Raw genomic sequence first — 22834 nt, forward strand, 5'->3', positions numbered from 1 at the left:
CTCTGCAAAAAGATACGACAGCTTAACATGTGGCTTGGCGTATACCATGCCAGCCCCATGCTTTCAGTTATTTCTGAATATGATGACAGCCTTGCTTGTTATTCCCAACTCTATTTTTGGTATTTTCTCGCCAATAATGACAATTAAGAGCAAAAATAGAGACCGGTTCAATTGATTCATCCACATCATGGATAACAATCCCGGCTATCCTATATTCCAAATGCAAAAAACGCCACGACTGAGCGTGGCGTTTTGATAGAACAGGTGAAACTTACGAACGTCTCATGTTATCAAAGAACTGATCGTTAGTTTTTGCTGTTGCCAATTTGCTGATGAGGAACTCCATGGCATCGATCTCACCCATTGGATGAAGGATGCGACGTAAGATCCACATTTTTTGCAGCTCTTCAGTGGTCGTCAACAGCTCTTCTTTACGAGTACCTGAACGGTTGAAGTCAATCGCTGGGAACACACGTTTCTCGGCAATTTTGCGCGATAAATGCAGTTCCATGTTGCCGGTACCTTTAAATTCTTCATAGATAACTTCATCCATTTTAGAACCGGTATCAACCAACGCAGTAGCAATGATGGTCAGGCTACCGCCCTCTTCAACATTACGTGCGGCACCAAAGAAACGTTTAGGGCGATGCAAGGCATTTGCATCCACACCACCGGTCAGCACTTTGCCTGAAGCAGGAACCACGGTGTTGTAGGCACGGGCTAAACGAGTAATCGAGTCCAGTAAAATGATAACGTCTTTTTTATGCTCAACCAGACGTTTCGCTTTCTCGATAACCATTTCAGCCACTTGCACGTGGCGAGACGCTGGCTCGTCAAAAGTAGAAGCAATAACTTCACCTTTCACCAAACGTTGCATCTCGGTCACTTCTTCCGGACGCTCGTCAATCAGCAATACCATTAAGACGCAATCAGGGTGGTTATAAGCAATGCTGGTTGCAATGTTTTGCAACAGCATGGTTTTACCCGCCTTTGGCGGAGCCACAATCAGACCACGTTGGCCGCGACCAATTGGTGATGCCAAATCCAGTACACGAGCAGTTAAATCTTCAGTCGAACCATTCCCTCGTTCCATGCGCAGACGAGAATTGGCATGTAATGGAGTTAAGTTTTCGAACAGGATTTTGTTACGGGCGTTTTCCGGTTTGTCATAGTTAACTTCGTTAACTTTCAACAGTGCAAAATAACGCTCACCTTCTTTCGGTGGACGAATCTTACCGGCAACGGTATCACCAGTGCGGAGGTTGAAACGGCGAATTTGGCTTGGGGATACATAGATGTCGTCGGGACCGGCGAGGTAGGAGCTGTCTGCTGAACGGAGGAAACCAAATCCATCCTGCAATATCTCCAACACGCCATCACCGAAGATATCTTCTCCACTTTTCGCATGCTGCTTAAGAATAGAGAAAATAATATCTTGTTTACGCATCCGGGCCAGGTTTTCCAGCCCCATATTTTCGCCAAGTGTTATCAGATCAGAAACCGGCGTGTTCTTTAATTCGGTAAGATTCATAATGGTGGGTTCTTAAACTCGGGGTATGTCTCGAACTATGGTCGTGAATGGTATGGCAGCGTCATCCGTGCCTGTTTAACGGGACATTCAATCACCGGCCTTGGGACAAACTACGCAAGTAATGACTTACGCAAGATTTGCGCGACACAACGGTATAAAGATTGAAGGTGCCTTAGACTGATTTTGTAAAACCACTAGACTGTCAAAAACTGATTGAGTTCATACATATTCTCAACACAAATTATTTCGACATAGAGTAAAACTTTAGATTCAAACTATTTAGATGCTACAGACTATTTCTTAGATACTAAAGAATAAGCTAGATGCTACAAACCCGGACTCAATACACAGGAATGTTCTATACGCAGTGAGGTAAACTTAACACGCTTCTTTGCAGGCGTCTAGCGGTCAGTGTGAGAAATCACAACTGCCGCTAAACACACCCTACAGCCTTGAAGCCACAGCGGTGTTAGCGACACTCACTTGCGGCAATCCGTGACCTGAGTCAACGCATTGGAACTTGCTTGTGTGCGACCTTGCTGCAACATCAATGGCATTGGGTGCTGGCGATTTAACGCCGCTTACAGATTTGCATCCAAGAAGGCTTTAAGCTGACCTTTAGACAAGGCGCCCACCTTGGTGGCGACAACTTCACCGTCACGGAACAGCAACAGCGTAGGAATGCCACGGATACCATATTTTGGTGCCGTACCCTGATTGTCATCAATATTCAATTTAGTGACGGTCAGTCTACCTTCATACTCTTCAGCAATTTCATCCAAAATCGGAGCAATCATCTTGCACGGACCACACCATTCTGCCCAGAAATCGACCAGAACCAGGCCGCTGGCTTTCAGCACGTCAGTGTCGAAGCTGTCGTCACTCAGGTGAATAATTTTATCGCTCATGTTCTACTCCAAAGGATTGTGTCTACCTCGTTGGTGTAGCATTAACCAACAATAGGATGACTTTATTTCACCGGATACGCTTTCGTAAAGCAATAGTTAGCTGATATTCTACCACACTATGAGCAAAACACACTTGACCGAACAGAAGTTTTCCGACTTCGCCCTGCACCCGCTAGTTATTGAAGCCCTTGAAAACAAAGGATTTCAATATTGTACGCCGATTCAGGCGTTAGCATTGCCACTCACCCTATCCGGGCGTGATGTAGCGGGTCAGGCGCAAACAGGAACCGGCAAGACGCTGGCATTCTTAGCGTCTACTTTCCATTATTTGCTTTCTCACCCGGCAGAAGAGGGTCGCCAGACTAATCAACCACGCGCATTGATTATGGCACCAACGCGTGAATTAGCAGTGCAAATTCACTCCGATGCAGAATCACTTTCCCAGATGACCGGGCTGAAATTAGGCTTGGCTTATGGTGGTGACGGCTACGACAAACAGCTTAAAGTGCTGGAGAGTGGCGTTGATATTCTGATCGGCACCACTGGCCGTTTAATCGACTACGCAAAACAAAATTACATTAACCTTGGCGCCATTCAGGTGGTGGTATTGGATGAAGCGGATCGGATGTACGATCTGGGCTTTATCAAAGATATCCGCTGGCTATTCCGCCGTATGCCTTCTGTTGATAAGCGTTTAAACATGTTGTTCTCTGCCACTCTCTCGTATCGGGTACGTGAATTGGCCTTTGAACAGATGAATAATGCAGAATATATTGAAGTGGAACCGTTACAAAAAACCGGTCACCGCATCAAAGAAGAGCTGTTCTACCCTTCAAATGAAGAAAAAATGCGTCTGCTTCAGACGTTGATTGAAGAAGAATGGCCAGACCGCTGTATTATTTTTGCTAATACCAAGCATCGTTGTGAAGAAATCTGGGGCCATTTAGCGGCTGACGGTCATCGTGTCGGTCTATTGACTGGTGATGTGGCACAGAAAAAACGCCTGCGAATTCTGGAAGATTTTACCAAAGGTGATTTGGATATTCTGGTTGCAACCGATGTTGCTGCCCGTGGTCTGCATATTCCACTGGTCACCCATGTCTTCAACTATGACTTACCAGATGACTGTGAAGACTATGTTCACCGCATTGGCCGTACCGGTCGTGCTGGCGAAAGTGGTCATTCCATTAGCTTGGCATGTGAAGAGTACGCATTAAACTTACCGGCTATTGAGACCTATACCGGTCATAGCATTCCGGTAAGCAAATATAATAGCGATGCGCTATTAACCGATTTGCCGGCGCCAAAACGTCTGGCCCGTACCCGTACAGGGAATGGCCCACGCCGTAACTCTGCCCCACGCCGTAATAGTGGTGCACCGCGGAATAACCGTAAGCGACCGAGCTGATAAATGATGCTAAGTTCCACCTCACTTTATGCTGCCATCGATCTTGGCTCCAACAGTTTTCATATGTTGGTGGTACGTGAGGTGGCAGGCAGTATCCAAACTCTGGCTAGAATCAAACGGAAAGTCCGTCTGGCCGCGGGCTTGGATACGCAAAATCACCTATCGCAAGAAGCCATGGAACGTGGCTGGCAATGTCTGAAGTTATTTTCAGAGCGTTTGCAGGACATTCCTCTGGATCAGATCCGCGTGGTGGCGACAGCGACTCTGCGCTTGGCCTCAAATGCGGAAGAGTTTTTGCAAACTGCGACAGAGATCCTCGGTTGTCCCATTCAGGTCATCAGTGGGGAAGAAGAAGCCCGCCTGATTTATCACGGTGTGGCACATACCACCGGTGGGCCGGAGCAGCGTCTGGTGGTGGATATTGGCGGTGGCAGCACCGAGCTGGTAACAGGCAGTGGCGCTCAGGCCAATATTCTGGTTAGTTTATCAATGGGTTGTGTTACTTGGCTAGAGCGTTACTTTAGTGACCGCAATCTGGCTAAAGATAATTTTGAACGCGCTGAACTGGCTGCTCGCGAGATGCTCAAACCCATCGCCGAACGTTTTCGTCATCATGGTTGGCAAATTTGTGTCGGCGCTTCTGGTACCGTTCAAGCATTGCAAGAGATCATGGTTGCGCAGGGGATGGATGAACTGATCACCTTAGCCAAATTGCAACAACTTAAGCAACGAGCCATTCAGTGCGGCAAGCTAGAAGAGCTGGAAATCCCCGGTTTAACACTGGAGCGAGCGCTGGTTTTTCCTAGCGGGTTATCTATTTTAATCGCGATATTCCAAGAACTGGCGATTGAGAGCATGACACTGGCTGGCGGTGCACTGCGTGAAGGTTTAGTCTACGGTATGCTTCATTTGCCGGTAGAGCAGGATATTCGCAGCCGAACGGTGCGAAATTTGCAACGCCGCTATTTCCTTGATACCGAGCAAGCCAAGCGTGTCAGCAAACTGGCTGATAGTTTTTTAATTCAGGTAGAAAAAGAGTGGCATCTTGATGGCCGATGTCGTGAGTTATTGCAAAATGCCTGTTTGATTCATGAAATTGGTCTAAGCGTCGATTTTAAACGCGCTCCCCAACATGCTGCTTACCTGATTCGCAATCTGGATTTACCCGGTTTTACCCCTGCTCAAAAACTTCTGCTTTCTGCTTTGCTACAAAACCAGTGTGATACCCTCGATTTGTCACTGCTCAATCAGCAAAATGCATTGCCGGTAGATATGGCACAACATCTGTGCCGCTTGCTGCGTCTGGCGATTATTTTCTCCAGCCGTCGGCGGGATGACACCTTACCAGCCGTTAGATTGCGCGCTAATGGCGAGGCACTTTATGTACTGCTGCCTCAGGGCTGGCTGCAACAACATCCTTACCGAGCAGAAGCATTAGAACAAGAAAGTCATTGGCAGAGCTATGTTCAATGGCCCCTATTGTTAGAAGAACTCAATTAAGTTTCCATTCTGTGGGGTGGCCGTTGGTCGCCCTACTTTCCCACTATTTTACCTCCCAAACGTGCATCTCTTACCTGTTACCCCTTACAAAATAAAGCAAAACTATCAGAATGTGATCGTCGCCAGCTTAAAATAGAAACAATGTGTGTATTTTTATAAAACAGCGTTTCTTTATTGTATTCAATGTTTCATTCGCCACCTCTAGGGAAGAACGCTGCATCCTAATTGCAAGCCAAAATGCTTAATCTCATTAATGAGGAACAAAAATGCGAGCACAGCTTCAACGCCCTCATACCATTGGTACACTGGTGATTATCTCCAGTCTGATGGTCGGCGCGCCTATGGCAATGGCAGCCAAATCAAGTCATCATGACGCCCCGCAGCAGTTACAGGTTCCTACCCTTGCTTATGACGAAAGCAGCATTGTTCTGGTGTGGAAAGCACCGGAAGATACTCGCAAAATTGTCGATTATCAGATTTACTCTGCCGGGAAATTGCTAGGTAAAGCCAGCGATAACAATGATAAATTCTCACCGGCCAAGCCCTATATTGATCACTTCTATACCAATGACAAAGATAATTTCCAGCATAAAATCGTGATGCAAAACTTTACGGTAACGGGGCTGAAACCTGAAACCCGCTATCAATTTACGGTGAAAGCACAATACGCCGATGGCTCCTTATCTGCGGCAAGTACCCCCATTACGGCAAAAACCACGGCCAAACCCCAGATTGTGAATGTACGCGATTTCGGCGCAGTAGATGATGGTAAGACGTTGAATACCAAAGCGATACAACAGGCAATTGATAGCTGCAAGCCAGGCTGTCGCGTTGATATCCCTGCGGGTACCTACAAAAGCGGCGCATTGTGGCTGAAGAGTGATATGACCCTCAACCTCCTCGCAGGCGCAACATTACTCGGCTCGGAGAATCCCGAAGATTATCCAGCAGGCTACCGCCTGTATCCTTATTCCACCATTGAACGCCCTGCTTCACTGATCAATGCCATCGATCCCAATAACAGTAAGCCCGGTACATTCCGTAATATTCGGATTACCGGTTCAGGGGTAATTGATGGCAATGGTTGGTTAAGAGCGAAAACCGCTGAGATTACTGATGAGCTAGGCCACCCATTACCGCAATATGTGGCGAGTAAGAACAGTAAAGTGCATGAAGATGGCATTCTGGCCAAAAATCAGGTTGAGAAGGCTGTTTCTGAAGGTATGGATTTAAAAAATGCCTATGGTCAGCGCCGCTCTAGCCTGATGACATTGCGTGGGGTAGAGAATGTGTATCTGGCGGGCTTTACGGTTCGTAACCCGGCATTCCACGGCATCATGAATTTGGAAAACCATAATGTTGTTGCTAACGGATTAATTCACCAAACATATGATGCAAATAACGGCGACGGCATCGAGTTTGGTAATAGCCAGAATGTCATGGTGTTTAACAACTTCTTTGATACTGGCGATGATTGCATCAACTTTGCGGCTGGTACAGGGGAAAAGGCACAGCAACAAGAACCAATGAAAGGTGCATGGCTATTTAATAACTATTTCCGAATGGGGCATGGTGCCATCGTCACGGGCAGTCATACCGGTGCTTGGATTGAGGATATTTTGGCTGAAAATAACGTTATGTTCCTGACGGATATCGGCTTACGCGCCAAGAGCACCAGTACCATTGGTGGCGGAGCACGTAATGTAACGTTTCGAAATAATGCGATGCGCGACTTAGCTAAACAGGTGATGGTTATGACATTGGATTATGCTGATAGCAATGCCAATATTGATTATCCACCGGCCAAGATACCTGCTCAGTTCTATGATTTCACAGTAAAAAATGTGACGGTGGATAATACTACCGGCAAAAATGCATCCATTGAAATCAAAGGGGATAGTGCTAATCAAGCTTGGCATCGCTTGGTACACGTTAATAATGTGCAATTTAACAATGTCACACCGACCGCCATCAGTGATTTACGTGACAGCGAATTTAATAAAGTCACCTTTACTGAATTGCGCGGTGATACACCGTGGCACTTCCGTGATATAAAAAATGTCACAGTGGATGGCAAGCCTGTCACGCCGTAATGCACATTGCATGTAAATAGATAAAAAATGGGCGGTTATTTATCCATGATAAAAAACCGCCCATTGCTGTTCTTTGTATCTACTCCCTACTACGATTTTTTGGCTTTCTCTAGCTGGGCACGAATATTAGCCAAATGGCTCTGCCCTTTTTGCATCCGCTCTTGTGGGCTAACCACTTTACGTTCATTTTCCCATTTCAAATCGTCCTGCGGTAATTCCATCAAGAAACGGCTGGGTTCCGGCCGAATCAATTCACCATACTGACGCCGCTCTTTGCATAAGGTGAAAAACAGCTCGCGCTGCGCACGGGTGATGCCCACATAGGCCAACCGCCGTTCTTCATCCACATTATCTTCATCAATGCTACTTTGGTGTGGTAACAACCCTTCTTCCATACCGACCAAAAATACATAAGGGAATTCCAACCCTTTTGAAGCATGTAACGTCATCAGTTGTACTTGATCCAACTCCTCGTCACTCTCTCCACGTTCCATCATGTCGCGCAGGGTAAAGCGCGTGACAACTTGGGTCAGTGTCATCGGCTCATTCAGTTCTGAGCCTTCCAACATTTCGGTCATCCAACTGAATAATAAATTGACGTTTTTCATCCTCATTTCAGCCGCTTTTGGGCTGGGAGAGGTTTCAAAGAGCCAACTCTCATAATCGATGCCGTGGATTAAATCCCGCACTGCTGCCACGGGTTCGCGATCCACCAGCTGGATAATACCGTCGATCCAATGCGTGAAACGCTGTAATGACTCCAGACCTCGGCCCTTTAAGTGCTCGCCAAGCCCTATATCAAAACTGGCACGGAACAAGCTCTTATTACGCAAATTAGCCCATTCACCCAACTTTTGAATGGTCGCTGAACCTATTTCACGTTTTGGCGTATTCACAATACGCAAAAATGCACTGTCATCATCCTGATTGGTCAATACCCGTAGATAAGCCAGTAAATCCTTGATCTCTGGGCGAGAGAAAAACGAATCCCCCCCTGAAATACGATAGGGGATACGGTTCTGCATCAGCAGCTTTTCAAACAGCCGTGACTGGTGATTGCCGCGATACAAAATGGCATAATCGCTGTACTGCGTCTTTTTGACAAAGTGATGAGCAATAAGCTCGCCAACCACCCTCTCAGCCTCATGATCTTCATTGTTGGCAGTAATGACTTTCAGCTCATCACCATATCCCAGCTCAGAAAACAGTCGTTTTTCAAAAACATGGGGGTTGTTGGCAATCAAGATATTCGCCGCTTTTAGAATTCGGCCAGAAGAACGGTAATTCTGCTCCAGTTTGATCACCTGCAGCTGTGGGAAATCTTCATTCAGCAAGACTAAATTCTGTGGTCGTGCACCGCGCCATGAATAGATAGATTGATCATCATCACCCACCACAGTAAAACGTGCCCGGCTACCCACCAATAATTTAACCATCTGATATTGGCTAGTGTTAGTGTCTTGGTATTCATCGACTAACAGATAACGCAGACGGTTTTGCCAACGCTCGCGCACTTCCAAATTATTTTGCAGCAACAACGTCGGTAAAGAGATCAAGTCATCAAAGTCCAGCACGTTGCAGGCTTTCAAATGGGCGTCATATAAGCCATAGCAATGGACAAATAGCTTATCGCGCTCAGATCGTGCCCGTGCCGCCGCAGCCATTGGCGAGAGCAAATCGTTTTTCCAGTTAGATATCTGAGATATCAACTGTTGTAACAATGTTTTGTCGTCCTCCAACCACTTATGGGTCAGGTCTTTTAGTAGCCCCAACTGATCTTGTGCATCGAACAGCGAGAAGTTCGATTTCATCCCCAGCGCGGCATACTCTTTTTTGATAATTTCTAGCCCCAACGTATGGAACGTCGCAATCATCAATCCCCGCGCCTCTTTACGCCCCAACGTTTGAGCCACGCGTTCTTTCATCTCACGTGCGGCTTTGTTGGTGAAGGTCACCGCAGCAATATGTTTGGGCTGATAACCACACTGGCGAATCAAATGGGCAATCTTGTTTGTAATGACTCGAGTTTTGCCCGATCCCGCACCGGCCAACACCAGACAGGGTCCAGTGACGAATTCGACAGCTTGTTGTTGGCTGGGATTTAATTGCATGGCACTCAGAAGCTCTTGGGTTTACGGGGGTACAGGATTGTAGCAGAAAGTGGTTGATGAAAAAAAAACCGCCTGAGGTTTTTGATTTGTAAAACCCAGCCCACAAAGACCCCATCACCGTCAAAATAGGCTACACTGGCGCGCTTCAAAACCCGATTGAAGATAACCTTCGTCCAAGACCCTATAAATTGATGGTGATTGTTACTATGGCAAACAAAGCTTCCGCGCTGCACATTCTGGTTGATGATGAAAAGCAGGCAAACGATATTCTGGCACAGTTGAATAATGGTGCGAACTTCCAGGAGTTAGCGAAAAAATTCTCTAACTGCCCGTCAAAACGTAACGGCGGTGATTTGGGCGAGTTTAATAAAGGGGATATGGTTCCTGCATTTGATAAAGCGGTATTTAGCTGCGAATTATTGCAACCTTATGGCCCGGTTAAAACCCAATTCGGTTATCACATTATTAAAGTGTTATATCGTAATTAAATTGCTCGCGCGCCACTTTATCGGTGGCGCAAATAATACTTATCGTCTCTCCATCCCCCACTGATGTAGCAGTGATAACAATACTTTTAATAACAATGCTGAAGTCATATTAGCCTAGATAGCTGTATCTAGCATGACAGTAAAGTGCGAATTTAACGTTTAAAAAGGCATTTTAATTACATCCACAATGTCATTCTTAGTGGGAAAAACAGCCAAAAAATGAATTTAACGACAAAAACAACAAGAAAGATCTTATTAATTATTTTTTGGCGAATGGAAAAAACACTTTAAATACATAATGTTATATTGAATTAACTTGCAATTTAACCCATGTAGGAACTTTCTCACATAAATTGGTTCGTTTGTCTTATGTCCAGCCCTGATTACTTTCTATATTATTCTCCTCATCAAGTAATCGACGTGAACAGAATAACACTCACTAAATTACTTAAATTAAAGCATGTGGAAACTTGGCGAGTATAGTCGAATAGTATTCGTACATATAGTCATTAACCCACTTCATATTATTAAATTAAATACTCACTCATATTTTAAACCCGAGTGAAGGTTTGATTCATATCTAATTACTGTATTGGAGTTTTAAATGAATAAGATTACTTTGGCTATTGCATTATTCTCTGCGTCTGCAACTGTTGCTATGGCAGCCAGTAATAATACTATTACTTTCCAAGGGGAAGTCACAGCACAAACCTGTTCAGTTACTGTCAACGGGGCTGATGCAAACCCAATGGTATTGTTGCCAACAGTATCAAGCAGCGATTTAGATACATCTGGTAAAACTGCCGGTAAAACTGCCTTTACACTGGGTGTTACAGGTTGTGCTCCTGGGGTTGATGACGTTAATATCAAAACTGTTTTCCTCGGCAACCAAGTTTCAGCTTCAGGTAACTTAAAGAATACAGGTACCGCATCAAACGTTGAGCTTCAATTGTTGAAAGACACCACCACAACAACAGGTATCGATCTAAATAGTGGTTTGGCACAAGATGGTATAGTGTTAAAAGCAGGTGAGACTTCAGCAGAACATGATTTTGCCGTTCAATATTATGCAACTGGTCAAGCAGCTCCTGGTTCTGTGATTGCATCCGTACAATATGCCGTTTCTTACCTGTAATATCTGTATTACTGGATAGGATATCCTCAAAGTAAATTGGCGTTGCAGGAAGTCGCAAGCACAAAGATCCCGAAACACTTAGCAGTAAGTGATTCGGGTGAATGTGCGCAGCGTCTTTTCTGCTGTGCCAAATACCGCCACCAATATAACTATTTCCCAGTCTTTTTCAGAGGGTATCCCCATGACGCTTAATACACATAGCTACCGTTATCTGTTTATCGCTTTATTAATTTTTATGGGTATATCTTTTGCTAACGCCAGTGTAGTCATGAATGGTAGTCGCATTATATATTCGGCAGGCGAGAAAGAGCACAGTGTGCAATTAACTAATAATGATAACTTTCCTAATGCTGTTCAGGTTTGGCTAGACAGCGGTGATGATAAGTCAACACCAGAAACGGGCAAGGCACCTTTTATTGTTACACCTCCGTTCTTTCGTATGGAAGCACATGCCGGTCAAACATTACGACTGAAATATACAGGCAGCGGCTTACCGACAGACAGAGAATCCGTTTTCTACCTTAACTTTTTACAAGTTCCTCCCGTCAATAAAGCAGAAAAAAATAATAAAATGTTAGTGTTGATGCGTAACCGCATTAAAGTATTTTATCGACCAGACAGCATTGTTGGCCAGGTTGATAAGGTCTCCAGCGCACTGACTTTTACTCTTCGTCAACAAGGTAAAGATGTCGTTGTGACGGGGAAAAACCCAACCGGCTTCTATGCCACTATTGCCAGCGGTGAAATTGTTGGTGGGGGTAAAAAACTGAAAATGAAATCAGAGATGATCCCACCTATGTCTCAAGCTCAATGGGTTATCCCAAATTCATCTGCACCTTCTAATGCCACGGTTAATTTCCTGATAGTCAATGATTTCGGCGGGCAAGATACCGGCAGTTATAAAATTAAGTAGTACCTTTCCGGCGAAGGAATATTTATGAGAGTTACTCAGGTTAATCTAAAAAAGACGTTCTCTGGCCGTAAGAAAGCATTAACGTTATGTATGACTTTAGTCTTACATGTTGATGCAGTATTGGCCCAAGAAGAATCACAAAATCTTGAATTTGATGAGTCTCTCTTTTTAGGTACAAAATTCGCATCAGGTTTGGATCAACTGAATAAAGAAAATTCTGTTACCGCCGGAAGTTACGATGCAGTCGATGTTTTAGTGAATAACAGACCATTAAAGCGTACGACAATTAAATTTGTTAAGAATGCTGACTCATCAGAAGTTTACCCCTGCCTGAGTGATGAATTTTTAACTGCGGCAGGTATTGAGCTAACCAATAAAGATAATATTGCGCCTCAAAAATCACCTACGGCTGAGGTAGAATCCATTCCCTCAGATTCGGAGGCTTCCTCAACAGAGCAATGCGTACCACTCGCCGAAAGGATAAAGGGAGCCTCTTTCCATTTTGATCAGGCTAAATTACGTTTAGAGCTGTCAATTCCACAGGCCTTATTACAAAAACGGCCTCGCGGTTTTATTGAGCGAAGCGAGTGGGAAGAAGGCGAAAAACTCGCATTCGTTAATTACAGCGCTAACTTTTATCGCAGCGACACAAAATCCCAATTGCAAAATAGCACTTCTGATTATGGATTTCTGGGTTTAAAAAGTGGCCTGAATTTAGGATTGTGGCAAATACGCCAACAATCAAACGTGCGTTATTCCGATAATAATAATGGCAGCGATACTCAGTGGAATAATATTCGTACCTACCTGCAACGCCCTATCCCACAACTGGATAGCCAGTTAACGCTGGGTGAAACATTTACCGACAGTACGTTATTCGGCACCATGTCTTTCCGTGGGGCGAAAATGGCGACCGACCAACGCATGTGGCCTGAGTCAATGCGCGGCTTTGCTCCTGAAGTCCGTGGTGTTGCCAGTACCAATGCGCGGGTGATTATTCGCCAGAATGGGCGTGAAATTTATGAAACTAACGTCGCTCCCGGCCCCTTTGTTATTAATGATTTGTATAGCACCACCAGCCAGGGTGATCTCAATGTTGAGGTAATAGAGGCCAATGGTAGCCGCTCGACATTTACTGTGCCATTCAGCGCAGTACCTGATTCAATGCGCCCGGGAGTGAGCCGTTATAGTGCCGTTGTTGGCGAGTCCCGCGACTTCAGCGATATCGATAACTATTTCACCGACTTTACCTATGAGCGCGGCCTGACTAACCAGCTAACAGCCAACAGTGGCCTACGTTTAGCAAAAGATTACACTGCCGTCCTGGCCGGTGGGGTACTCGGTACGCCAATTGGGGCCTTTGGCCTTAATACCACATACTCTCACGCCAAAGTTGAAGATGATCAGACTCAGGATGGCTGGCGGATGCAGGCAACGTATAGCCAGACATTCAGTGAAACGGGGACGACATTCTCATTGGCGGGATATCGCTATTCAACCAAAGGGTATCGTGATTTAAACGATGTGTTCGGTGTTCGTTCCGTGCAAAAAAATGGCGGGACATGGGACTCATCTACCTATAAACAACGCAGCCAATTTACCACCACAATCAACCAGAACTTGGGGCGATTTGGTCAACTGTTCGCCTCTGCCTCTACCAGTGATTATTATAACGATACGCAGAGAGACACCCAATTACAGTTAGGTTATTCAAATAGTTATCGAGATATCAGTTACAACGTGGCCATCAGTCGTCAGCGCAGTGTGTATACCTCAACAATGTTTGATTGGGAGAATGATGACACCAATGAGAACACAACAACAACGCGCTACGGCAATACTGAAAATATTGCGACGTTAACGGTGTCTATTCCGCTAAATATAGGTAATCGAAATCAATATTTATCTATGTCCGCCAATCGTAATCCGAAAAGTGGTAATAACTACCAGACGTCATTATCGGGGGCTGCTGGCGAACGCAATAGTTTTAACTATTCCGTCAATGCAGGCTACGACGACAGTAATATCAGCAGCAGCTCGACAAGTTGGGGGGCCAATGTGCAACAGCAATTCCCTAATGCGACAGTTAATGGCAGTTATTCACGTGGCAGTAATTACACCCAATATGGTGCAGGGGCTCGTGGCGCGGCAGTAATACATAGCAAGGGTGTGACACTTGGGCCTTATCTGGGTGAAACCTTTGGCTTAATTGAAGCTGATGGTGCCCAAGGGGCGACGGTTCGTAATGCGCAAGGGGCAAGAATTGATAATAACGGTTTTGCTCTGGTCCCAGCGTTAACGCCGTATAATTACAATACAATCGCTTTAGATACCAAAGGTATTAATCGCAACACTGAGCTAAAAGAAAATCAAGGCCGCGTTGTGCCATATGCAGGGGCCGCAGTAAAAGTAAAATTCGAAACATTGACGGGTTATGCGGTATTAATTCAAACCCAAACCGCTAATGACGAAGGATTACCTCTGGGTGCAGATGTGTATAACAGCGAAGATGAAATTGTCGGTATGGTAGGTCAAGGCAACCAGATCTATGCACGTGTAAAAGATAATAAGGGTTCACTTTATGTCCGCTGGGGTGAAAACAGCGGTGAGCAATGTGAATTGCCTTATGCTTTTGGTCGCCAAGATACCGAGCAAGATATTATCCATATAACAGGCAGTTGCCGCCGTTAACAATTATGAGAAAAATAATGTTAAGACCAACAAAGCAGTTAATATCTTGCGAAGTCTCACGGCCAGCTACCGCAGTCAGTCATCGTTATCCGCCCCTACTGGCGGGTGTGATGCTATTTATTGGCCTCTGCAGTACATCGGCATGGTCTGCCTGCACCAAAATTACCCTGCAAAGCCAGCTTGGGGCTGGTGATGGTACAGCAAGTGCGTGGGCCGGTTCTCTGGATTACAATAATGGGTCACTCGGTTTGCCGGGGGTTATTGACCTTAGCACCAATGCCAACTTTCAACCGGATGGCACACTATTAGCAGCTGCCACATCAAACTTTACGACCTTTGCTTTAAATACCGGTTATGACCCTGAGCGGGTGCTATTCCGCTGTGAGGCGGCCGATGTTGATCAGCTCTTTGAAATGTATGCCACTAACGGCGATAACGATTTTGGCGGCAAGAATGAAGATGGAAATATTGCAGGCAACGTTCCTTCTGGTTTTGCCACCTATGTCCGCAATGTTGTTATCAGACTTACAAACTTATCCACCGGTGAGTATTACTCCCGGTTATGGAAAGGCCGTCGCTTAACGGATCTTGATACGGATAGCTCTGGGCGTATCTTGGTCAAAGCCAAGAATTTCAGTAACTTGTATACTGAGCTATTTCGCGTTGACTATGCCCGAGCCTCAACAAATAATGCGGCCTCTTATGCCTACGCCTATACCCAGCCCAATGCCTATATCGCGTTTAAAGGACCGGGCATCAGTGGCCCAATTGAAGGCACTGACTCGGTAGCTAACTGGCCCGGTTGGTATGGTACTTGGCCGGCATCCATAGGGCTGTATAATTATGTGACTTTCCGCCGAACTACAATTTGTGCCGTCACTAATTTTACACCGACAGTAATATTGCCCCGTATCTCGGTGGCAGAACTCAATGGCGGTAATACCAGTTCGGCTGAATTTAGTGTGGACTTTCAGTGCCAGACCGGTATTACCTCTGGAGTTACCGCAGGTACAGTCGCAATGGGCTTTCTGGTTCCCGCAGCAAATGCAGCGAAAGCCCAAGCATTGGGGTTAATGAATGGTAGCGGCGGGATCAGCCATTTAGTTTCTGATAATTATGGCACCTCTGGAACCGCAAGCGGTGTTGGGATCCGTATTTACCGTAATAATAATCCGATCAATCTGTTATCAAAAAATGTCACACTAACCGGCAACGATGGTGGCTGGTATGGCATTTTCCAAGGCGCACAAGAAGTCACTGGCGCCGTGACCGGAGGCAATAGTTACACTGAGAATTTTCGGGCTGAGTTAAGCAAAATCAGCGGACAAACTGTGACGCCAGGAGCTGTGAATGCGCATGCGCAAGTGGTTATCCGTATCCAATAATATCCTTTTCAAACGCGTAAATAGTGGGATTGCAAGTTTGCTGTTCTTGCTTATGGTGACTTGGAGCCTGCCCACCATGGCAAGCGTGATTGCAGAAAAGACCCGTATTATCTTCAGCGGAGGCAGCACTGAAGAGTCACTGCAACTGGTTAACAGCAATAACTATCCGGTAGCAGTTCAGGTTTGGGTGGATGATGGTAATTTGATGGCAACACCGGAGAAAGCCATTTCCCCTGTATTGGTGCTCCCACCGCTGTTTCGGCTACAACCACAGGCGCAACGCAGCCTGCGGCTGATTTTATCCGGGGCCAGTAAATTACCGACGGATAGGGAATCTGCATTTTGGCTCAATGTTTACGAAATCCCTCCCAAAACCGTGACTAAAGTTGAAGATGAATCTTTCGTCACCTTGGCTTTGCGCATGCAATATAAAGTATTTTATCGGCCAAATAATTTATCTGCGCCGGGGGATACACTGAGTAAAGCATTAACCTTTACTTTGGTGCGTAATGATAATACTGCTTTGGTTAAAGTTAATAACCCGACGCCTTATTATGCGTCATTAGCTTCTCTGACATTAGGTTCGGCAGAAAGTCTACCGGATATGATAGCGCCTTTTTCAACGCTCGATTTTCCACTCAACCGCGCACCACTCGCCGGCAGTAATACCGTCAATTTCGTCTTAATTGATGATTTAGGTAACTCGAAAGTATTCAGTAGCCATTTGAAGTAAAGCAGTGAGTTCGGATTAATCAGCGCCCCAATGTTGGATAGCCATCTGGCATTGGGGTTAGTGAGTTACAATAAATACGCTAATATTATCTCCTACACATTTCCAGTGAAACTTTCGATTGCGTTATACAACCATCAATAAAGCTCTCAGCAATTTGTAATTGACTTCTTATTTCGCGCTCATCACATTTCTTTAATCTGGCAATAGCACATTTGGATTGGCCATAAACATAATGACGAAGAATAAGCTCTAATCCGCTTTCTTTAGAAGCATGCTGTAAGTTACCAAGAATATTATCTATTATAAGCCCGTCATTATCGCAGCAAGGCTCAATTTTTCGCCGTATCGCAGTCGCACCCTTAAATCCACTCGCAATATGTGGATAATCAAGATGAGAATGATCTCTGGCCCAGACGCCCCAACGTGCCAGAACAGTTTTAATATCATTCATAACTTATCTCCTTAATATATTTTAAAATTAGAATTAACAGTCTATATAAATAAACAATCATTACTAAATAGCGAAGAGCTTACTATAAGAAAATTAACATATTAGTTTTGAGACCTATGCAAAAAAACCAGGCAATAGCATTAGTAAAAAACAGTATTTATTTACTGGCGACATATTAAAATTATGTTTTGCATAGTTGTATAAAAATAATTCATTATAAAAGTAAATAGATGATTGAGTAATTAATCACTATAAAATATGCAATCCAATCAAAGCAGAGGCTTGCATTATAACTTAATGACCGAGTTTACTCTTTAAAGCCTGGCTTGCCATTTCCGGCTCGCCATTTTTTAACCTCTGCCAAAATTCCCTTAGGACTATTATCAGCCCCATTATCGGGGTAAAAAAGAATTCCATTCCCTTGGGGATGCTCTGTAACCTTCACAAAATGACGAATAAGTTCATCATGTTCATTCTCAGGAACATCTACAACCCAAATTTTATTTAGAAAATCTAAAAATTCACTTTCAGTATATTCCGTTATACTATTTTTTAATTCCATTATTCACCTCATTTTTTTGAATGAACATCAATATGTCGTTTTGGTGTCATTATTCTTAGATTTTCAATATCATAAACAGCCCCATCATCCCTAATAAATTTGATATGATGAAGTTCAAACTTCTCTCTTCCTCCAACTTGTTCGGTTGGTATTGGATAAGGAGCATAACCCTGTTTCATTCTGTTTAGGTTCAGAGGTGAAAACTGCCCAGCCAGTTCAGGATCTTTACTCACCTCTTCCCAAAACGCGGCCCGAAATTTATCAAAGCTACTGAATTCTTGGCCTCGTAATTTATCCGCAATTTGTGATGGGATCGGTGCTCCCAGACCTTTACCCGCCTCACTCCTTGGACTATTAAGATAAATATACACCGGTTGTCATCCCGAGTCTGCTGGGAACCAGATGATGTAATAATTAAATTATTATTCATAAAGTTAATACTTCATAAACTAATTTATTAGAAGTAATATAAACCGCCATAACTAAAGACGGCTTATATTATTTTAGCTATATGAGTTACTCTTTAAAGCCTGGTTTACAATTTTCGGCTAACCATTTTTTTATTTCATCCACGACACCTTCAGGGCTATCCTCTCTATTATCATCTGGGTAATAGAGAAGATCAGAACCTGAAGGATGTTCACACAATCGTTTAAATTCGAGTAAATTTTTAATATCCTCCTCTTCAGAGGAGCTTTCCACATTAAAAAACGTCCTTACAAACGCTAAGAACTCAGATTCAGTGTAGTCAGGAATAGTTTTCTTTTTCATTTTATTTTACCTCTTTGTGAATCTCTATATGTCTTTTAGGCGTCAATACCTTAATATTATCAATGTCGCAAACAGCACCATTATCACTAATAGGCTTTACATGATGAAGTTCATATTTTACTCGACTACCTATCTGCTCACTTTCTCTTGGTGATGGAGCTTTACCATTTTTAATATTCCCTAAATTACCAGACTTAAATTGTATAGCTAAGCTCGGCTCCTTACTTACCTCTTCCCAAAATGCTTCCCGGAATTTATCAAAGCTACTGAATTCTTGACCTCGTAATTTATCCGCAATTTGTGATGGGATCCGTGCTCCCAGACTTTTACCCGCTTCACTCCTTGGACTATTAAGATAAATATACACCGGTTGTCATCCCGAGTCTGCTGGGAACCAGATGATGTAATAATGAAATTATTATTCATAAAGTTAATACTTCATAAACTAATTTATTAGAAGTAATATAAACCGCCATAACTAAAGACGGCTTATATTATTTTTAGCTATATGAGTTACTCTTTAAAGCCTGGTTTGCCATTTTCGGCTAACCATTTTTTAATAAAATTAAGGACACCTTCAGGACTATCCTCTCCATCATCTGAAGGATAAAAAAGAATATCTGTTCCATCAGGATGGTCAACTGCGACAACAATTTCGTGAACTACTGAATCAAGCTCTTCCTCTGACTTAAAATCCCCATCAAAAAGGGATTTAATCAGTTCAAGAAATTCGCTCTCAGTATATTCTGATAACTTCTTAATGGTCATCGTTACACTCCATTTCTTGTATGTATTTCAATATGTCGCTTCGGTGTGACCACTCGCAGATTATCTATATCATAAACTGCACCACCACCATTAATTGGATTGACGTGATGAATTTCATATTTTTCTCTTCCTCCAACATGTTCTTTTTTAGGAGGGATGGGCCATATTTAATTGATGTTGAGCAGAATTTAAAGCCGTCTGAGCCACATGAATCTTGGCCTGATGCGCTAACAAAAAAACCTCGCTAATTAGCAAGGTTGATTCATCAAAATAATGTTATGTTTTATGAAATAAAAAATAGAGATTAGTGGCGATGTATTTAACCACGACTGACACCTTACAAGAGTTTTTACGGGCCGCGATAGCATTAATTTATTAAATTTTTATAGCGTCGAAATACATAAAATCCGAGATAAAAAAAAGCCTCTCTTTGCGGAGAGGCTTTCATAATGATTTATTACTGGATACTGCGACCGAGAATTATACTCTTCAATCACTGCCCAAGCCTGAAATGACCAGTAGATAGCATCAAGCGTTATCGTCGCAGGCAGTTCAGGTACGGACAGCGCACAGTGACCGGAGCGTATATTAATACGTGAGGATCACGAGCACTGCCAAGCCTGAAATGGCCAGTAGATAGCATCAAGCGTTATCGTCGTAGGCAGTTCAGGTACGGACAGCGCACAGTGACCGGAGCGTATATTAATACGTGAGGATCACGAGCACTGCCCAAGCCTGAAATGGCCAGTAAGATAGCTTGATTAGCCCGCAACCGCGATACGTTTCATATCGGTCATATACCCACGCAGCTTATGGCCTACAGCTTCAATTGGGTGATTACGAATAGCTTCGTTTACGTCGCGCAGTTGAGCATTATCTACTGCTGTCCCGGCAACGCTTTTACCCAAGTCGCCAGCTTGCAGAGAATCCATGAACTTACCTTTCAGTAATGGTACCGCTGCGTTAGCGAACAGGTAGTTACCGTATTCTGCGGTATCTGAGATAACCACGTTCATTTCATACAGACGCTTACGGGCAATCGTGTTCGCGATCAGTGGCAGTTCATGCAAAGATTCGTAGTAAGCAGATTCTTCAATGATGCCAGAAGCCACCATTGTTTCGAATGCCAGCTCAACCCCGGCTTTCACCATTGCAATCATCAACACGCCGTGGTCGAAATATTCTTGCTCGGAGATTTTGCCTTCATACTGTGGCGCATTCTCAAATGCTGTTCTGCCGGTCTCTTCACGCCAGTTAAGCAATTTAACGTCGTCTTCAGCCCAGTCAGCCATCATTCCGCTGGAGAACGCACCAGAAATGATATCGTCCATATGTTTTTGGAACAGCGGTGCCATGATCTCTTTCAGTTGTTCAGACAGTGCATAAGCGCGCAGTTTAGCCGGGTTGGACAGACGGTCCATCATCAGCGTAATCCCGCCTTGTTTCAGTGCTTCAGTGATGGTTTCCCAACCGAATTGAATCAGTTTTTCAGCATAAGCGGCATCAGTACCTTCAGAAACCAGCTTGTCGAAGCACAGCAGTGAACCGGCCTGCAACATACCACACAGGATAGTTTGCTCGCCCATCAAGTCAGACTTCACTTCAGCAACGAAAGAAGATTCCAGCACACCGGCACGATGACCGCCTGTTGCTGCTGCCCATGCTTTAGCAATCGCCATGCCTTCGCCTTTCGGGTCATTTTCTGGGTGAACGGCAATCAATGTCGGCACACCAAAACCACGTTTGTATTCTTCGCGAACTTCGGTGCCTGGGCATTTCGGCGCAACCATCACAACCGTGATGTCTTTACGCACTTGTTCGCCCACTTCTACAATGTTGAAACCATGAGAATAACCCAGTGCTGCGCCCTCTTTCATCAGAGGCTGAATAGCCTGAACTACCGCAGAATGCTGTTTGTCTGGTGTCAGGTTAACCACTAAATCTGCTTGCGGAATCAACTCTTCGTAGGTACCGACTTTAAAGCCGTTTTCGGTCGCTTTACGCCATGAAGCACGTTTCTCGGCGATCGCTTCTTTGCGCAGGGCATAAGCCACATCCAAACCGGAGTCACGCATGTTCAAGCCTTGGTTCAGGCCCTGCGCGCCACAGCCGACAATCACCACTTTTTTCCCTTTCAGGTAGCCTGCTTCATCGGCGAATTCATCTCGTGCCATAAAGCGACACTTACCTAATTGCGCCAACTGCTGACGCAGGTTCAATGTGTTGAAATAGTTAGCCATGGTATTACTCCGTTCGGGTTCTGTTTTGTGGGTGCAGCTATTTTTCTACTTACTGCAAACGAATGTCGTGTTTGTGTACTGAATATTTTCACATCCCCTGTCTTTGCTGGGGATTCGCGTGAATTCACTATATGACAGGAAATCCATTGCGGAAATTGATATATTGACAATGTCACATTGCAATTATTGCAACGTTCTTATTACATGACCCGTGAGGGCAAGCGGCTATGGATTTACGCGACCTAAAATTATTCCTGCATTTGGCTGAAAGCCGCCATTTTGGCCGTACAGCGAAGGCCATGCACGTGAGTCCATCCACCTTGTCGCGTCAGATTCAGCGGTTGGAAGAGACTATCGGCCAGCCACTTTTTTTACGAGATAACCGCACAGTGCAACTGACTGACGCTGGCACCCAGTTGAAGGCTTTTGCTCAACAAACCTTGCTGCAATATCAGCAATTGCGCCATGCATTAGGCCAGCACGGGCCATCATTGAGTGGCGAACTACGGCTATTTTGCTCAGTCACTGCGGCATATAGCCATTTACCGCCAATTCTCGACCGCTTCCGTGCTCGCCATCCACTGGTTGAAATCAAACTCACCACTGGTGATGCCGCCGATGCCGTCGATAAAGTGCAGTCTAATGAGGCTGACTTGGGGATTGCTGGCCGCCCTGAAGTCCTACCCAGCAGCGTGGCCTTTACCCAAATTGGCGAGATTCCATTGGTACTCATTGCCCCAGCACTCCCTTGTGCGGTGCGAGAATTAGTATCAGTTGAGCAACCTGATTGGGCGAATATTCCCTTTATTTTGCCGGAACACGGTCCATCACGAAAACGTATTGATTTGTGGTTTCGCCGCCAACGCATCACTAACCCATTGATATACGCTACGGTTTCCGGTCATGAGGCGATTGTGTCGATGGTGGCGTTAGGATGTGGTGTGGCATTGATCCCATCGGTGGTGGTCGATAACAGCCCAGAGCCGGTACGTAACCGAATCTCTCTGCTAGATGATGTCTCGCTGGTAGAACCTTTTGAATTGGGTGTTTGCGTCCCCAAAAAGCGGCTCAATGAACCGCTGATTGAAGCATTTTGGGGGCTGCTTTAGTCTTTAGCGCCTAAAGCAGCGGTGTTACTCGCTCAAA

General features: G+C 44.7%; 21 protein-coding genes. 10 read left to right on the forward strand and 11 right to left on the reverse strand.

Annotated elements, in window-relative coordinates:
• Window positions 1-271: 271 nt before the first annotated feature.
• Window positions 272-1531: a transcription termination factor Rho gene (rho, locus tag HUZ92_RS15725; RefSeq protein ID WP_004704159.1), complete on the reverse strand. Its 1260-nt coding sequence runs from the start codon at window positions 1529-1531 to the stop codon at window positions 272-274.
• Between the two features lie 581 nt (window positions 1532-2112).
• Window positions 2113-2439, reverse strand: a complete 327-nt coding sequence (gene trxA / locus HUZ92_RS15730; RefSeq protein WP_050100937.1) for a thioredoxin TrxA — start codon at window positions 2437-2439, stop codon at window positions 2113-2115.
• A gap of 118 nt (window positions 2440-2557) precedes the next feature.
• Here trxA and rhlB point away from each other — a divergent pair, with 118 nt between their 5' ends.
• From rhlB to HUZ92_RS15745, 3 genes are all read left to right on the forward strand, one after another.
• Window positions 2558-3847 carry an ATP-dependent RNA helicase RhlB gene (rhlB, locus tag HUZ92_RS15735; RefSeq protein ID WP_050100936.1) on the forward strand — a complete coding sequence of 430 codons (1290 nt, stop codon included), beginning with the start codon at window positions 2558-2560 and terminating at the stop codon, window positions 3845-3847.
• 6 nt (window positions 3848-3853) lie between these two features.
• Entirely contained in the window at window positions 3854-5347 is a 1494-nt protein-coding gene (gene ppx / locus HUZ92_RS15740) for an exopolyphosphatase (protein ID WP_050140312.1), read from the forward strand.
• 266 nt (window positions 5348-5613) lie between these two features.
• On the forward strand, window positions 5614-7440 hold the full coding sequence (locus HUZ92_RS15745; RefSeq protein WP_050100935.1) for a glycosyl hydrolase family 28 protein: 1827 nt from the start codon (window positions 5614-5616) through the stop codon (window positions 7438-7440).
• A gap of 89 nt (window positions 7441-7529) precedes the next feature.
• Here HUZ92_RS15745 and rep read toward each other — a convergent pair whose 3' ends face one another.
• Window positions 7530-9551, reverse strand: a complete 2022-nt coding sequence (rep, locus tag HUZ92_RS15750) for a DNA helicase Rep (RefSeq protein WP_145580146.1) — start codon at window positions 9549-9551, stop codon at window positions 7530-7532.
• A gap of 206 nt (window positions 9552-9757) precedes the next feature.
• Between rep and ppiC the strand changes: the two genes are divergently transcribed.
• From ppiC to HUZ92_RS15780, 6 genes are all read left to right on the forward strand, one after another.
• Window positions 9758-10039 carry a peptidylprolyl isomerase PpiC gene (gene ppiC, locus HUZ92_RS15755; RefSeq protein ID WP_004704164.1) on the forward strand — a complete coding sequence of 94 codons (282 nt, stop codon included), beginning with the start codon at window positions 9758-9760 and terminating at the stop codon, window positions 10037-10039.
• A 604-nt stretch (window positions 10040-10643) separates the two neighbouring features.
• Window positions 10644-11174 (forward strand): fimbrial protein, encoded by a 531-nt coding sequence (locus tag HUZ92_RS15760; RefSeq protein ID WP_050100933.1) that lies wholly within the window; start codon window positions 10644-10646, stop codon window positions 11172-11174.
• Window positions 11175-11355: 181 nt separating this feature from the next.
• Window positions 11356-12087 (forward strand): fimbrial biogenesis chaperone, encoded by a 732-nt coding sequence (locus tag HUZ92_RS15765; RefSeq protein WP_050100932.1) that lies wholly within the window; start codon window positions 11356-11358, stop codon window positions 12085-12087.
• A gap of 24 nt (window positions 12088-12111) precedes the next feature.
• Window positions 12112-14778: a fimbria/pilus outer membrane usher protein gene (locus HUZ92_RS15770; protein ID WP_050140302.1), complete on the forward strand. Its 2667-nt coding sequence runs from the start codon at window positions 12112-12114 to the stop codon at window positions 14776-14778.
• 110 nt (window positions 14779-14888) lie between these two features.
• Complete coding sequence (gene stbD, locus HUZ92_RS15775) at window positions 14889-16163, forward strand: fimbrial usher protein StbD (protein WP_050100930.1); 1275 nt, start codon at window positions 14889-14891, stop codon at window positions 16161-16163.
• Window positions 16129-16896, forward strand: a complete 768-nt coding sequence (locus tag HUZ92_RS15780; RefSeq protein WP_050100929.1) for a fimbrial biogenesis chaperone — start codon at window positions 16129-16131, stop codon at window positions 16894-16896. The genes stbD and HUZ92_RS15780 overlap by 35 nt, the downstream gene beginning before the upstream one ends.
• An 85-nt stretch (window positions 16897-16981) precedes the next feature.
• On the opposite strand, the gene HUZ92_RS15785 is transcribed toward HUZ92_RS15780, so the two are convergent.
• The 8 genes from HUZ92_RS15785 to ilvC all read right to left on the reverse strand — a co-directional run bounded on the left by HUZ92_RS15785 (window position 16982) and on the right by ilvC (window position 21688).
• Window positions 16982-17347 (reverse strand): antiterminator Q family protein, encoded by a 366-nt coding sequence (locus tag HUZ92_RS15785; protein ID WP_050140301.1) that lies wholly within the window; start codon window positions 17345-17347, stop codon window positions 16982-16984.
• 307 nt (window positions 17348-17654) lie between these two features.
• A complete protein-coding gene (locus tag HUZ92_RS15790; RefSeq protein ID WP_145580147.1) occupies window positions 17655-17909 on the reverse strand; it encodes a bacteriocin immunity protein in 255 nt (84 codons plus the stop codon).
• Window positions 17910-17917: 8 nt separating this feature from the next.
• Window positions 17918-18280, reverse strand: a complete 363-nt coding sequence (locus HUZ92_RS15795) for an HNH endonuclease signature motif containing protein (protein WP_235897016.1) — start codon at window positions 18278-18280, stop codon at window positions 17918-17920.
• A 145-nt stretch (window positions 18281-18425) separates the two neighbouring features.
• Window positions 18426-18680 carry a bacteriocin immunity protein gene (locus tag HUZ92_RS15800; protein WP_050296239.1) on the reverse strand — a complete coding sequence of 85 codons (255 nt, stop codon included), beginning with the start codon at window positions 18678-18680 and terminating at the stop codon, window positions 18426-18428.
• Window position 18681: 1 nt separating this feature from the next.
• The gene (locus tag HUZ92_RS15805; RefSeq protein ID WP_235897017.1) at window positions 18682-19047 is read right to left on the reverse strand and encodes an HNH endonuclease signature motif containing protein; all 366 of its coding nucleotides are present in this window, start codon (window positions 19045-19047) and stop codon (window positions 18682-18684) included.
• 146 nt (window positions 19048-19193) lie between these two features.
• Window positions 19194-19448 (reverse strand): bacteriocin immunity protein, encoded by a 255-nt coding sequence (locus HUZ92_RS15810; RefSeq protein ID WP_050296241.1) that lies wholly within the window; start codon window positions 19446-19448, stop codon window positions 19194-19196.
• A 2-nt stretch (window positions 19449-19450) separates the two neighbouring features.
• A complete protein-coding gene (locus HUZ92_RS20905) occupies window positions 19451-19615 on the reverse strand; it encodes an HNH endonuclease signature motif containing protein (RefSeq protein ID WP_328591097.1) in 165 nt (54 codons plus the stop codon).
• 594 nt (window positions 19616-20209) lie between these two features.
• Window positions 20210-21688 (reverse strand): ketol-acid reductoisomerase, encoded by a 1479-nt coding sequence (gene ilvC, locus HUZ92_RS15815; protein WP_050101925.1) that lies wholly within the window; start codon window positions 21686-21688, stop codon window positions 20210-20212.
• 227 nt (window positions 21689-21915) lie between these two features.
• On the opposite strand from ilvC, the gene ilvY reads away from it, so the two are divergent.
• Complete coding sequence (ilvY, locus tag HUZ92_RS15820) at window positions 21916-22797, forward strand: HTH-type transcriptional activator IlvY (protein ID WP_050101926.1); 882 nt, start codon at window positions 21916-21918, stop codon at window positions 22795-22797.
• The last annotated feature ends 37 nt before the right edge of the window (window positions 22798-22834 follow it).

Source organism: Yersinia vastinensis (assembly GCF_902726565.1).
In the GTDB taxonomy this organism is placed as follows: Bacteria; Pseudomonadota; Gammaproteobacteria; order Enterobacterales; family Enterobacteriaceae; genus Yersinia; species Yersinia vastinensis.